Here is a 12,547-nt window from a genome sequence, read left to right on the forward strand (position 1 = left end):
GCCCCTGTGGGGTGCCCGCGTCCCGGCCCGGCCACCACAGATGTGTTCGCCGGCGGGAACCGAGCAGCCCTGATCCCGTTCCTGATCATGTCAATCGCCTCCCCGCGCTCTGGCACGGTGACCACGAAGGTTGGCCACCTTCCCGTTCGCGATCAGGCAACCTTCCCCGGGGAAGCGGTGTCACCTCCCGGCCGAAGGCTGGGGAATTGCCTGATCACGAACGGAGAAGGGCGCCACCCACACACCCACAAGCTGACCCGCGTCCATTGATGGGCGCCCGGTCACGCTTGACCCGCGCCCTCAACGTGCACTCTCACCGCACCAAAACCAGGGACCTCTTGAGGTGCCCGCATCCCCGGACTCCCCTGTCCACCCTCCTCGGCGAACGCTCGGTGCACTCATCAGGTGCACAAAAGGTCATATTGCGCTCTAATCACTCTTAAATAAACCTATGCGTGAGCAAGATGTAACGGTGCGGAACGATCCGGGGGCTTGAGCGGAGGGTCGTAGTGGCTTGGACGGCGGGCGGGGCGAACGGGCTCGACGACACGTGGATCGAACCGCGGGCACGTCGTGGTTGAACCGCGCATACCGGCCACGCGGAGAAGTACTGAGTTCGGCGACGGTGACGGGCGGAATCGAGATCTCATGACTGAGCAGCAGACGACCACCAGCGGCAGCCGACCCGACGCATCCCAGCAGGAACGGCGGCCCCCGGCGGCCGACCCAACCCCCCGTACCCCGCGCACCCCGACTTCACACCCGATGGCCTATCCGCCGCAGCAACAACCACCGATGCAGTGGACGGGGCGGCTGGAGTTCGACCTCACCGACAGTCGCGGCTGGCGGGTGGGCACGATCGAGGTGGTCGTGCGCATGGACACGGTGACCCTCTGGCGCGGCAACCGCACTCTCGCGGTCATGCACCGGGAATCGTTCAAGCACTGGCTGGTCCGGCCGGTGAAGCCGTTCGAGTTCGACGACGTGGTGTGGTTCATGCAGGGCACGACCACCTGCCTGACCATCGACGGTGCGAACTCCTACGCGGTGCCCGAGCCGATCGTCGACCACCTGTTCGCCGTGGCCTAAGACGTCAGCCAGCGCCGCATCGCGTCCTCGCAGGCCACGAGATCGCTGATGGGACAGCGCTCGTCGTCCTTGTGCGCGAGCGAGGGGTTGCCCGGGCCGAAGTTCACGGCCGGGATTCCGAGGGTGGAGAACAGGGCCACGTCGGTCCAGCCGTACTTCGGGCCCGGCGTGCCCCCGACCGCGGCGACGAAATTGGCTGCCACCGGCGCGTTCAGACCGGGTCGGGCGGCAGGCGAGGCATCGGTGACGGTGATCTCGTACCCGGCGAACAGCTCCCGCAGGTGCGCCTCGGCGGCTGCGAGCGACTTGTCCGGCGCGAAGCGGTAATTGATCAGCACCGTGCAGCGGTCGGGGATCACGTTGCCGGCGATGCCGCCGGAGATACCGACGGCATTCAGGCCCTCCCGGTAGACCAGCCCGTCCACCTCGATCTGCTGCGCCTCATAGGCATTCAGTACATCGAGGACCGGGCCCGCCGCGTGCACGGCGTTCGAGCCCATCCACGACCGGGCCGAGTGCGCGGCCGTCCCGGACAACGCCACCTCGATCCGCATCGTGCCCTGGCAACCGCCTTCGACCACGGCCGAGGTGGGCTCACCGAGCACGGCGAAGTCGGCCTGCAGAATCTCGGGACGCGTGCGGGAGAGACGGCCCAGCCCGTTGCGCGTGGCCTCGATCTCCTCGCAGTCGTAGAACACGTAGGTGACGTCGCGGGTGGGCTCGGGAACCCCCGCCGCGAGAACCAGCGCGACGGCGACGCCGCCCTTCATGTCGACGGTGCCCCGGCCGTGGATGACCCCGTCCACGGTGCGTGTGGGCAGGTTGTCCGCGATCGGCACGGTGTCGATGTGCCCGGCGACCACGACGCGCTCGGCCCGCCCCAGATGCGTGCGGGCGATCACGCAGTGACCGTCGCGGATCACCTCGAGGTGCGCGAAACCCCGCAGTGCGGTTTCGATCGCGTCGGCGATGGCGGCCTCGTCGCCGCTGACCGAGGGGATGTCACACAGGACGCGGGTCAGGTCGGCGACGCTCCCGGTCAGGTCGAGCTGGACCGGGGCAGTCGCTTCAGGCATGGCCGGGAGCCTACTCGCGGTCCGGAGCGCACATCGTCCACCCGTAGGATGCAACCCATGACCGAGGTGAGTTCCACGTCCCCCGCGCCCGCTTCCACCAGCCGCCTGGCCTGGGGTTATGGCCTGGCCAGCAGCACCGAGGCCGGAGTCGTACTGGACACCTGGTACCCGGCGCCCCAGCTCGGCACCGCCCCCGACGACGCCGGCCCGTTCGCCGTCCCCGCCGACCTGGCGGCCCTGGAGGGCACCGACCCCCACCGCAAGGTGCGCCTGCACGTGGTTCGCACCCAGATCGACCTGGACGCGGAGCCGAAAGACACTCCCGACGCCTACCTCCGCCTGCACCTGCTCTCGCACCGGCTGGTGAAGCCCAACACGATCAACCTGAGTGGCATCTTCGGCGCCCTGCCGAACGTGGTGTGGACCAATCACGGTCCCTGCCCGGCCGAAGACTTCGAGGCCACCCGGCTGCGCATCCGCGCCGGCGGCGGCCCGGGCACCCGGGTCGAGGTCACCGGCGTGGACAAGTTCCCGCGGATGACCGACTACGTGCTGCCCACCGGCGTGCGTATCGCCGACACCAGCCGGGTGCGCCTGGGCGCCCACCTGGCCGAGGGCACCACGGTCATGCACGAGGGCTTCGTGAACTTCAACGCCGGCACGATCGGCCACTCGATGGTCGAGGGACGTATCTCGCAGGGTGTCGTGGTCGGCGAGGGCTCGGACATCGGCGGCGGCGCCTCGATCATGGGCACGCTCTCGGGCGGCGGCAAGGAGGTCGTGTCGATCGGCGAGCGCTGCCTGCTCGGCGCCAACGCCGGTCTGGGCATCGCCCTGGGCGACGACTGTGTCGTCGAGGCCGGGCTCTACCTCACCGCGGGTACCAAACTCCTGCTGCTGTCCGACCCCGAGACCGGCGCCCGGGCGCAGAACCCGACAACGGTCAAGGCGCTTCAGCTCTCCGGTGCCACTGGCCTGCTGTTCCGCCGCAACTCCACCACCGGGGCCGTCGAGGCCCTGGCCCGCACCGGTGGTTCCTTCACCTTCGCCCTGAACGACGCCCTGCACGCGAACGCCTGACCGGGAACCTCGTGTAGTGGTCGGGCAGTTCTCGTTGCGACAGGATTCGTCAGGAAGCGACCGGAACTGCCCGACCACGGATGAGAGGGAGGTATGAACCCCTCGGAACCCACTCGGCCCATGCCCGCCGGCGGCCCCAAAGCCGGTACGGCACGGCCGGATCGACCCATCGCCGGGACCAGCACGCGGCCCCTGCGCACCGACGGCGACCCCACCGGCGCGGAACCCCCGCGCCGGCCGCCGGGCGACCGCGGGCCGTCCACCGGCGCCGAAAGACCCAGGAAACGCAGCCGGTTCCGTGGCCTGATCATTGCCCTCACGGTGATTGCGGTGACCGCCGGTGGCTCGGTGGCCGCCGCCTGGGTCTGGTTGCAGGGCGCGGTCGGCCCGGTGACGATCCGCGAGATCTGCACCGGCGAGTTCTCCGACGGCTCGTCGCACACCCTGGAGATCGACCAGGCCAACAATGCCGCGATCATCACCGCGATCGCCGAGAAGCGGGACTTCCCGGTGCGGGCGGCCACAATCGGTGTGGCCACCGCGATACAGGAGTCGAAGCTGCGCAACATCACCTACGGCGACCGCGACTCGGTGGGCTTGTTCCAGCAGCGCCCGTCGCAGGGCTGGGGCACGCGGGAGGAGATCCTCGACCCGATCTACTCCGCCAACGCGTTCTACGACGCGCTCGAGAAGGTCGGCGACCTGGACGAGCTCACCATCACCGAGGCCGCGCAGAAGGTGCAGCGCTCGGCCTATCCGGAGGCCTACGCCGACCACGAGCCGGAGGCCCGGATGGTCGTGTCCCCGCTGGCCGGCTACTCCCCCGGCGGCTGGAACTGCGTCCTGCGGGAAGACGGTGACCTGACCGCCCAGGTACCCGGCGAGAACGGGCTCACCGCCCGGTCCTCCGCGGTCCGCGCGGCCGCCAAGGCCGAGCTCGGCCGGAACAACTCGAAGGTCGATCAGGCGGGCACCGCGCTGACCTTCTCGGTGCCCGCGGCCCAGGAGAAGCGGTACGCCTGGGCCCTCGCGTCGTGGGCCCTGGCCCGGGCCGACGATCTGGGGGTGCGGCAGGTCTCGCTGGACGGCTACACCTGGGACCGGTCGAAATCGGGGAAAGGCTGGACCCAGACCGATACCGGGCTCGGCGAACGTCAGGTGAGAATCACGGTCTACTGACCGCAGATTCCTTGGCCCGGTGATCGAAACCCTTGATCACCGGGCCTTTTCACGTTCCTATCAGCGGTTGCCGATCTCCAGGTAGTTACGCTCGGTGGCCCCGATGTAGATCTGCCGCGGACGGCCGATCTTGGTCTGCTTGTCTTCCATCATCTCGCGCCACTGGGCGATCCAGCCCGGGAGACGACCGAGGGCGAACAGCACCGTGAACATCTTCGTCGGGAAGCCCATCGCCTTGTAGATGAGGCCCGTGTAGAAGTCCACGTTCGGGTACAGCTTGCGCTCGATGAAGTAGTCGTCGTGGAGGGCGATCTCCTCCAGACGCAGGGCGATGTCGAGCAGCGGGTCGTCGACGCCGAGACCACGCAGGATGTCGTCGGCGGTCTTCTTGATGATCGCCGCGCGCGGGTCGTAGTTCTTGTACACCCGGTGCCCGAAGCCCATCAGGCGCACGCCGCCCTCGCGGTTCTTCACCTTGTTCATGAAGGTGTCCGGGCCGTCGGGAGAATTCTTGATCTCCTCGAGCATCTCCAGCACGGCCGAGTTGGCGCCGCCGTGCAGCGGCCCGGAGAGCGCGTGGATGCCGGCCGAGACCGAGGCGAACAGGTTCGCCTGGCCGGAACCGACGAGCCGAACGGTCGAGGTCGAACAGTTCTGCTCGTGATCGGCGTGCAGAATGAACAGCAGGTCAAGGGCTTTCGCCAGTACCGGGTCGACGTCGTAGGGCTCGGCCGGGAACCCGAAGGTCATCCGCAGGAAGTTCTCCACCAGGCCCTGTGAGTTGTCCGGGTAGAGGAACGGCTGGCCGACCGACTTCTTGTAGGCGTACGCCGCGATGGTCGGCAGCTTGGCCAGGAGCCGCGTCGTCGCCAGCTCGACCTGGTCGTGGTCACGGATGCTCAGGCTGTCCGGGTAGAACGTACCCAGCGCCGAGACCGCCGCCGACAGCACGGGCATCGGGTGCGCGTCCCGCGGGAAGCCGTCGAAGAAGCGCTTGAAGTCCTCGTGCAGCAGCGTGTGCCGCTGGATCTTGGTGGTGAAGTCCGCCAGCTGCGTCGGGGTCGGCAGCTCACCGTAGATCAGCAGGTAGCTGACCTCGATGAAGGAGGACTTCTCGGCCAGTTCCGCGATCGGGTAGCCCCGGTAGCGGAGAATTCCCGCGTCGCCGTCGATGTACGTGATGGCCGAGGTGCAGGACGCCGTGTTGGTGAAACCCGGGTCCAACGTGACGTAACCGGTCGTGGACAGGAGCGAGGACACGCTCACCCCGGCGCCGCCCTCAGTGGCCCGGGTCACTCCCAGGTCGAGTTCGCCACCCGGGTAGTTCAGGGTGATCTGATCGGATCCGTCGGACATGAAGACGCTCCCACGCTGGTGTCTGGGTCCAGGGTCTATCGGCCTTCAGCGCCGGGCAGGTTCGCCTGGACACACGGCCTTAACGCAAGTTACCCCCCGCCGAACGGACTGAGCCATCCGGACCGGCCGCACGGGCAGCGAGTTGCGCCACTCTTTCATCACTCACGGTCATGGCCACGCGCACGTGCCGGGCACCCGTCGGGCCGTAGAAGTCTCCCGGTGTGACGAGAACCCCACGCTCGGCGAGGTCTGCGACCGTGTCCCAGCAGGGCTCGTCACGAGTGGCCCAGAAGTAGAGTCCGGCTTCCGAGTGATCAATCTTGAAGCCCTCGGACGTCAGCCAGGCGCGCATCAGTTCACGCCGACGGCGGTACCGCTCGCGCTGCTGCGCCACGTGCTCGTCGTCGCCGAGTGCCACCCTCAGGGCCTCTTGCACCGGCCACGGCACGATCATCCCGGCGTGCTTACGGATCTCCAGAATGCGGCGCACCAGAACGGGATCCCCGGCCACGAAGGCCGCCCGGTAGCCCGCCAGGTTGGACTGCTTACTGGTCGAGTAGACCACCAGCAGACCCTCGTGGGAGCCGCCGCAGACCTCCGGATCGAGGAGGCTCGGCACCTCGACGCCGTCCCAGCCGAGCTCGGCGTAGCACTCGTCACTGGCCACCACGGCACCGATCGAGCGGGCCCAGTCGACGACCTTCTTCAGGTGCTCGACACCCAGTACCCGGCCGGTGGGGTTGCCCGGTGAATTCAGCCAGACCAGCTTCACCGAGCGGGCGCCGGGACCCACCTGCAGTGTGCCGTCGGCGGCGAGCGGAGTGGCTCCGGCCAGTCGCGCACCCACGTCGTACGTGGGATATGCCACTTGCGGATGCATGACCACATCGCCCGCGCCCAGTCCGAGCAGGAGCGGCAGCCAGGCCACCAGCTCCTTGGAGCCGATGGTCGGCATCACGCCGTCGGGATCGACGCCCGGCGCGTTGCGGCGACGGGCGAACCAGTCCACGACAGCCTGGCGCAGGGGCGGGGTGCCGTAGGTCTGCGGGTAGCCGGGGGCGTCCGAGGCGTCGGCCAGGGCCTGCCGCACCAGATCCGGTGTCGGGTCGACCGGGGTACCGACCGAGAGGTCGACAATCCCTCCCGGATGCTGCCCGGCCCTGGTCTTGTACGGGACCAGCTTGTCCCAGGGGAAGTCGGGCAGCACCGGGGCGGTCATTCCCCGGCCTGCGGGGGAAGGGCGAGGATGAACGCGTGGTCCTTGTTGATCAGGCCCATCTTGGACGCGCCACCCGGCGAGCCGAGATCTTCGAAGAACTCGACGTTCGCCTTGTAGTAGTCGCCCCACTGTTCCGGGACGTCGTCCTCGTAGAAGATCGCCTCGACCGGGCAGACCGGCTCGCAAGCACCGCAGTCCACGCATTCGTCGGGGTGGATGTACAACATCCGGTCACCCTCGTAGATGCAGTCGACCGGGCATTCCTCGATGCAGGCCTTGTCCTTCACATCCACGCAGGGCTGCGCAATGACGTAGGTCACGTCGGGTCCTCCTGGTATGCGGCCCTGGTCGCTCGCCAGGGCCGGTCGTCGCCGCGGCCGTCGACGCCGGTGACATCGGGGCCCCGCTTAGTATCGCTGATCCTCCACCCGAGTGTCGCCGAAGGGGCCGCAGTGAGCACGAAACCATCCGCCCAGGACGGGACCGACTGGGCCGAGCACATCGGTTCCCGGGTCGTCGTCCGCCGCCGCGACGCCTCCGGCCTGCACGACGTGCTGGGTGAACTCCTCGCCGTCACCGGGCAGACGCTGACCGTCGCCGGCCGCCACGGTCCGGTCGACGTGCCTCTGAGCAGCATCGTCGCCGGAAAACCGGTACCCCCGAAGGCCAGCCGCCCCGCTCCCCCGCACCGCGCCCTGTCGGTGGCCGATCTCGAGCTGGCGATGGCCAAGCACTGGCAGGCGGCCGAGCAGGACTGGCTCGGCGGCTGGCTGCTGCGGGCCACCGAGGGCTTCACCAACCGGGCCAACTCGGTGCTGGCGGTCGGCGAGCCGGGCATGCAGCTCGACGTCGCGGTGGTGGAGGTCGTGGACTGGTACGCCGAGCGCGGCCTGAAGCCGGTCGCCGCGGCCCCGGAGCCCCGCATCGACGACGGCGACACCGATCAGCTCCTGGCCGCCACCTCCGCCTTCGAGGCCGAGGGGTGGACGCAGGTGCCCGGCAGCTCCACGGCGGTGATGACGGCCGCGACCGGTGAGGTGCGCGCCCTGGCGCCGCGGCTGGGTGGCCGGGCGCTGCCCGAGGGCCTGACCCTCACCCTGACGGACGAGCCCGACCCGGCCTGGATCAGCCAGTACCACTACCGCGGGCAGGCGGTGCCCGACCACGGGGTGCGGCTGCTGACCTCGGCCCCGCGTCAGGTGTTCGCCTCACTGCGTACGGACGCCGGTGAGGTCGCCGCAGTGGTGCGGGGTTCACTGGCCGAGAGCTGGGCCGGGCTGACCGCGATGGAGGTCGCCCCCTCCTGGCGGCGCCGCGGCCTGGCGACCATCCTGATCGGCGTGATCGGCGACTGGGGGTGGGAGCACGGCGCCCGGTCGATCTTCCTCCAGGTGGCCGAGGACAACGTGAACGCCCTGGCCACCTACGAGAAGGCCGGGTTCACCCACCATCACCGGTACAGCTACCTGGCTCCCTAAGAGGCCGTGGGCTCCGGCAGGTTCGCCGCCAGGTCCCGCAGGCGCACCCGGGCCTGGTCGAGCGCCACCTCCAGGTCGACCAGCAGCTGACCGCACCGGGCGGCGTGCCCGGCCTTGGCCTCGGCCTCGATCTGCCGGGCGATCCCGACCACCTGCACGGTGCCGAGGTTCAGCCCGGCCCCGGCCAGGCTGTGGGCGTGCAGGTAGGCCGCCTCGGCGTCGTCCGCGGTGACCGCCAGGCTGAGGCGCTGCAGGAGGTCCACGGTGCGGGACAGGAACGACGAGATGATGTCGCGCACCAGCTCGACCTCAAAATCGGTTCCCTCACCGAGTAATTCGGCGATCCGCTCGTTGGTGTCGGCCATCTCCCCGGGCTGCGGCCCGGCCGCATCGGGGCGCTCCTGGGCCAAGGTTTCCTCCACGGGTCCGGGCTGCCGGGGAATGACAGCGGTGGTCTCGATCACGGCGACGGAAGCCGGGGCGGCCACCGTGACGTGTTCCTGGTCGCGCATCGCGGCCAGCTTGTCCCGCACGGCCGAGTAGTGCCGTTCCATCGGCTGGGTCTTCTCTCCCCGTCCGGCCGGTGGCGCCTCGTCATCGGTGCGTAGCCAGCGGTTCAGCGTGGCCTGGAGGGTGGCCGACCGCACCGGCTTGGCGATGAAGTCGTCCATACCCGAGTCGAAACACCGCTGCCGGTCGGCGGCGAACGTGGCCGCCGTCATGGCGATGATCGGAACCGTGCGGGTGGCCGGGCGTTTCCGTAGCTCGACGGTGGCCGTGTACCCGTCCATCACCGGCATCTGGCAGTCCATCAGGATCGCGTCGTAGTCGTTCTGCGCGCTCATCGTCAGCGCCTGTTCACCGTGCCCGGCAACGTCCACCCGGTATCCCAGCTGCGACAGGATGCCCAGCGCGACCGTCTGGTTGATGTCGTTGTCCTCCACCAGCAGCAGCCGGAACGACTCCCGGGCCGGGGTTCGTGGCTCCGGTTCACGTTCGGGTGCGGCGATCGGCCGTCGATCGGCGACGGGTGGCGGCTCGCCCACCGTCAGGGTCACCCGGGTCAGGGCGCCGAACAGGTCGGACTGCCGCACCGGTTTGGTGAGATAGGCACTGATCTGTCGCGCCACCGTCGCGTCGCCGACCTCTTCACCCGAACCGACGCCGATCACCGGAAGATTCGCGAGCGCGGGCACCTGGCGGATCTGCTCGATCAGCGCCAGACCGCCGCGCTCGGGCATGTGCATGTCGATCACGGCCAGGTCGTACCCACCGGCCGGGGCCGAACGGTTGGTCAGCAGGTCCATCGCCTCGTCGGCGGAACCGGCGGCGACCGGGCGCATCCCCCAGCGGGTCAGCTGGGTCTGCATGACCAGGCGGTTGACCTCGTTGTCGTCGACGATCAGCACGGCCAGGCCGCGCGCGTCGCGGCCCCGCACCGAGCGGCCCCAGTTGTCGGCCGGGGCGAACACCAGTTCGGCGACGAACGTGGCGCCCTGGCCGAGCCGGCTGGTGGCGCGGATCGTGCCGCCCATCAGGTCGGCCAGGCGACGGCTGATCGACAGGCCCAGACCGGTGCCGCCGTAGGCCCGGCTGGTGCCCTCGTCCGCCTGCCGGAACGGTTCGAAAAGCAGGTCCAGGCGGGCCGGCTCGATCCCGATCCCGGTGTCGGTGACGGCGAAGTTCACCGCGACCTGGCCGTCCGGGCACGGCGGGCCCGGCGTGACGGAGATCGAGACCCCGCCGTGCTCGGTGAATTTCACCGCGTTGTGGGTGAGGTTGAGCAGGATCTGACGCAGCCGGCCGGGATCGCCGCTGAGGGCGAAGGGCACCCCGGACTCGTAGTCGACGGTGAGTTCCAGGCCCTTGCTCGAGGCGTTCTGCCGCACCAGCGTGACCACGTCGTCGACCACGTCCTCCAGCCGGAAGTCGACGCGGTCGAGCATCAGCCGCCCGGCCTCGATCTTGGAGAAGTCGAGGATGTCGTTGATGACGGTGAGCAGGGCATCCCCCGCCGTGCGCACACCCTCCACGTAACGGCGCTGGGTCTCGGTCAGCGGGGTGCCGAGCAGCAGGTCGGTCAGGCCGATCACGCCGTTCATCGGGGTCCGGATCTCGTGGCTCATGGTGGCCACGAACTCGGACTTCAGCCGGGACGCCTCGACCGCCTGGTCGCGGGTCTCGGACAGCGCGTTCTGCAGTTCCTTCTGCGAGGTGATGTCACGCCCGACGGCGTAGATCAGCCGGCGGTCCGGGTCGGAGGCCACGGTCCACAGCAGGGTGCGCACCACTCCCTCACGCACGAAACGGTTCTCGAACGTGGCCACGCCCGGGTCGGTGACCAGCCGGGCCAGCTGCTCGGCCACCCGCCGCTGGTCCGACTCGTCCCCGCTGGGGAAGGCCTCCTCGAACCGCAGGCCCAGTAACTGGTCCGGGCTCATTCCCAGAGACGCGGACCAGACCGGGTTGGTCTGCAGCAGACGGCCGCCGAAGTCGGCCACGGCCATGAAGTCGGTGGAGAGCTGGAAGAGCTGCTCCACCTGGTCGCGGGCACTGAGCCGGTCGGTGACGTCCTGGAGGGAGCCCCAGATCTCCAGATCGGCCTCGGTGCGCACCCGGAAGTTGCACTCCACGATGCGCCGGGTGCCGCCGGGTCCGCGGGTCCGGGCCAGGAACACCTGCTGTTCGCCGGTGCTGATGAGCGACTGGAGCCGGGCGGAGGTGTCCGGCTCGCTCTCGGCCACCAGGAACGGCGCCAGCTCACGACCGACCAGATCGTCCCCGGGAATGCCGAGCAGTTGCTCGGCCGCCACCGAGCAGAAGTCCACGAGGCCGTCCCGGTCCAGGCGTAGCAGCACCCCGGGCGAGGAATTGGCCAGGTCCCGCATGCGGCGCTGGTTCTCCGACAGTGAGCGGGTGGCCAGCAGCGCGTCCCGTAGCGCACGCCGGCGCAGGACCGCCACGACGATCACCCCGAGCAGGATCAGGGCTGCCGTGCCCAGGGCCACCGCGCGGAAGAACATCGCGGGCCGCATGGCGGCGGTCTCCGACTCCTGGGCCACCACCCGCCAGCCGTCCACCGATGTCCGGCCGGGACCGGAAGAGGTCGGGCCGGACGCACTGGCAGCGACGATGTGCCCGTTGCCGACCAGCACGGTGCGGCCGCGGGCCAGGCGCGCGGCTTCGGAGAGCCCGGCGGGGGCTGCGCCGCCGCTGTCGGCCACCAGCTGACCGGAGGCGTCGAGCACGCTCATCCGGATGCCGCGGCCCTGTGCATAGGTGTCCACGTAGTGCTGCACGCCGGTGAGGTCGCGCACCATCCGCAGGTATCCGACGGCGGGCGGGTCGAGAACGTACATCGGCACGGTGATGGCGGTGACGTCGGTGTCGAAGACCGGGCTGCGGTACACCGAGGAGACCGCGTACGTCTCGGTGCCGGTGAAGTCCGGCACCCCGGTCTGGGCCTTCAGGTCGTAGCCGTCCGGCACCCGGTCGGGCAGGTCGGTCATCACCTTGCCGTCGGCGTCCAGCAGGGCCACGGAGAGCACCGAGTCACCGCCGGCCGCCAGGAGCGTGCGCAGCACCGTCGCGGTCTTCGTGGCAGAAGTGGTGGAAGTGGTGGCGCTGGTTTCTGTACCGGACAGCACGTCCACGATCCCGTTGTCCTGCGCCACCGACTGGATCAGGGTGGTCAGCCCGGCATTCTGCTGCTGCAGGAACACGTCGGCCAGATCGGCGGTGTTGCGCATCTCCCGCTCGGCGTTCGACCGCACCATCCGGTCGTAGGCGATCACGGCCCCCACGGTAGGCACCACGACGAGCACGGCGAGCAGGAGGAGCCCGCCGACGAACCGCAGCTGTCCGGGCTGTCCGGGCCGGGCCCGGGCAGGCCGCACCGGGTTGGTCGCGAGGGTCACCCACGGCATTTCGACACCCCGGCGCCCCGGGTGTAGCGATCGGCGCCACTTCCTCGAGAGCCGGGCCGCGCCCGCAGACTGCTTCTCAAGATCCGTGGACCAGGCGTCGACAACCTCCCCCGGACGGCAGTGTTCCTACGGTTGAGGTGGCAT

9 protein-coding genes are annotated in these 12,547 nt (G+C 69.5%); 4 read left to right on the plus strand and 5 right to left on the minus strand.

Annotation, left to right across the window (positions count from 1 at the left end; all coding sequences use genetic code 11):
* Positions 1-648: 648 nt before the first annotated feature.
* The gene (locus QSK05_RS09350; protein ID WP_285596092.1) at positions 649-1,089 is read left to right on the plus strand and encodes a hypothetical protein; all 441 of its coding nucleotides are present in this window, start codon (positions 649-651) and stop codon (positions 1,087-1,089) included.
* On the opposite strand, the gene dapE is transcribed toward QSK05_RS09350, so the two are convergent.
* Entirely contained in the window at positions 1,086-2,165 is a 1,080-nt protein-coding gene (gene dapE, locus QSK05_RS09355) for a succinyl-diaminopimelate desuccinylase (protein WP_285596094.1), read from the minus strand. The genes QSK05_RS09350 and dapE overlap by 4 nt on opposite strands.
* A gap of 57 nt (positions 2,166-2,222) precedes the next feature.
* On the opposite strand from dapE, the gene dapD reads away from it, so the two are divergent.
* Both dapD and QSK05_RS09365 read left to right on the plus strand, forming a co-directional pair.
* The gene (gene dapD / locus QSK05_RS09360; protein ID WP_285596097.1) at positions 2,223-3,245 is read left to right on the plus strand and encodes a 2,3,4,5-tetrahydropyridine-2,6-dicarboxylate N-succinyltransferase; all 1,023 of its coding nucleotides are present in this window, start codon (positions 2,223-2,225) and stop codon (positions 3,243-3,245) included.
* Between the two features lie 120 nt (positions 3,246-3,365).
* Positions 3,366-4,424: a hypothetical protein gene (locus QSK05_RS09365; RefSeq protein ID WP_285596099.1), complete on the plus strand. Its 1,059-nt coding sequence runs from the start codon at positions 3,366-3,368 to the stop codon at positions 4,422-4,424.
* 60 nt (positions 4,425-4,484) lie between these two features.
* On the opposite strand, the gene QSK05_RS09370 is transcribed toward QSK05_RS09365, so the two are convergent.
* The 3 genes from QSK05_RS09370 to fdxA all read right to left on the minus strand — a co-directional run bounded on the left by QSK05_RS09370 (position 4,485) and on the right by fdxA (position 7,319).
* On the minus strand, positions 4,485-5,780 hold the full coding sequence (locus tag QSK05_RS09370; RefSeq protein WP_285596100.1) for a citrate synthase: 1,296 nt from the start codon (positions 5,778-5,780) through the stop codon (positions 4,485-4,487).
* Positions 5,781-5,859: 79 nt separating this feature from the next.
* Positions 5,860-6,999, minus strand: a complete 1,140-nt coding sequence (dapC, locus tag QSK05_RS09375) for a succinyldiaminopimelate transaminase (RefSeq protein WP_285596102.1) — start codon at positions 6,997-6,999, stop codon at positions 5,860-5,862.
* Positions 6,996-7,319, minus strand: a complete 324-nt coding sequence (gene fdxA / locus QSK05_RS09380) for a ferredoxin (RefSeq protein ID WP_231485443.1) — start codon at positions 7,317-7,319, stop codon at positions 6,996-6,998. The genes dapC and fdxA overlap by 4 nt, the downstream gene beginning before the upstream one ends.
* Before the next feature lie 132 nt (positions 7,320-7,451).
* On the opposite strand from fdxA, the gene QSK05_RS09385 reads away from it, so the two are divergent.
* Positions 7,452-8,477: a GNAT family N-acetyltransferase gene (locus QSK05_RS09385; protein WP_285596104.1), complete on the plus strand. Its 1,026-nt coding sequence runs from the start codon at positions 7,452-7,454 to the stop codon at positions 8,475-8,477.
* Here the strand turns inward: QSK05_RS09385 and QSK05_RS09390 are convergent.
* Positions 8,474-12,403 (minus strand): response regulator, encoded by a 3,930-nt coding sequence (locus QSK05_RS09390; protein ID WP_285596106.1) that lies wholly within the window; start codon positions 12,401-12,403, stop codon positions 8,474-8,476. The two genes, QSK05_RS09385 and QSK05_RS09390, sit on opposite strands and share 4 nt — an antisense overlap.
* Positions 12,404-12,547 lie beyond the last annotated feature (144 nt).

The sequence above is a fragment of the Kineosporia sp. NBRC 101731 genome (genome assembly GCF_030269305.1).
In the GTDB taxonomy this organism is placed as follows: Bacteria; Actinomycetota; Actinomycetes; order Actinomycetales; family Kineosporiaceae; genus Kineosporia.

Excerpts from the sequence above, each read along its gene's own strand:
- QSK05_RS09350 (WP_285596092.1), top strand. The coding sequence starts at position 649 with ATGACTGAGCAGCAGACGACCACCAGCGGCAGCCGACCCGACGCATCC.
- dapE (WP_285596094.1), bottom strand. The coding sequence starts at position 2,165 with ATGCCTGAAGCGACTGCCCCGGTCCAGCTCGACCTGACCGGGAGCGTC.
- dapD (WP_285596097.1), top strand. The coding sequence starts at position 2,223 with ATGACCGAGGTGAGTTCCACGTCCCCCGCGCCCGCTTCCACCAGCCGC.
- QSK05_RS09365 (WP_285596099.1), top strand. The coding sequence starts at position 3,366 with ATGCCCGCCGGCGGCCCCAAAGCCGGTACGGCACGGCCGGATCGACCC.
- QSK05_RS09370 (WP_285596100.1), bottom strand. The coding sequence starts at position 5,780 with ATGTCCGACGGATCCGATCAGATCACCCTGAACTACCCGGGTGGCGAA.
- dapC (WP_285596102.1), bottom strand. The coding sequence starts at position 6,999 with ATGACCGCCCCGGTGCTGCCCGACTTCCCCTGGGACAAGCTGGTCCCG.
- QSK05_RS09390 (WP_285596106.1), bottom strand. The coding sequence starts at position 12,403 with ATGCCGTGGGTGACCCTCGCGACCAACCCGGTGCGGCCTGCCCGGGCC.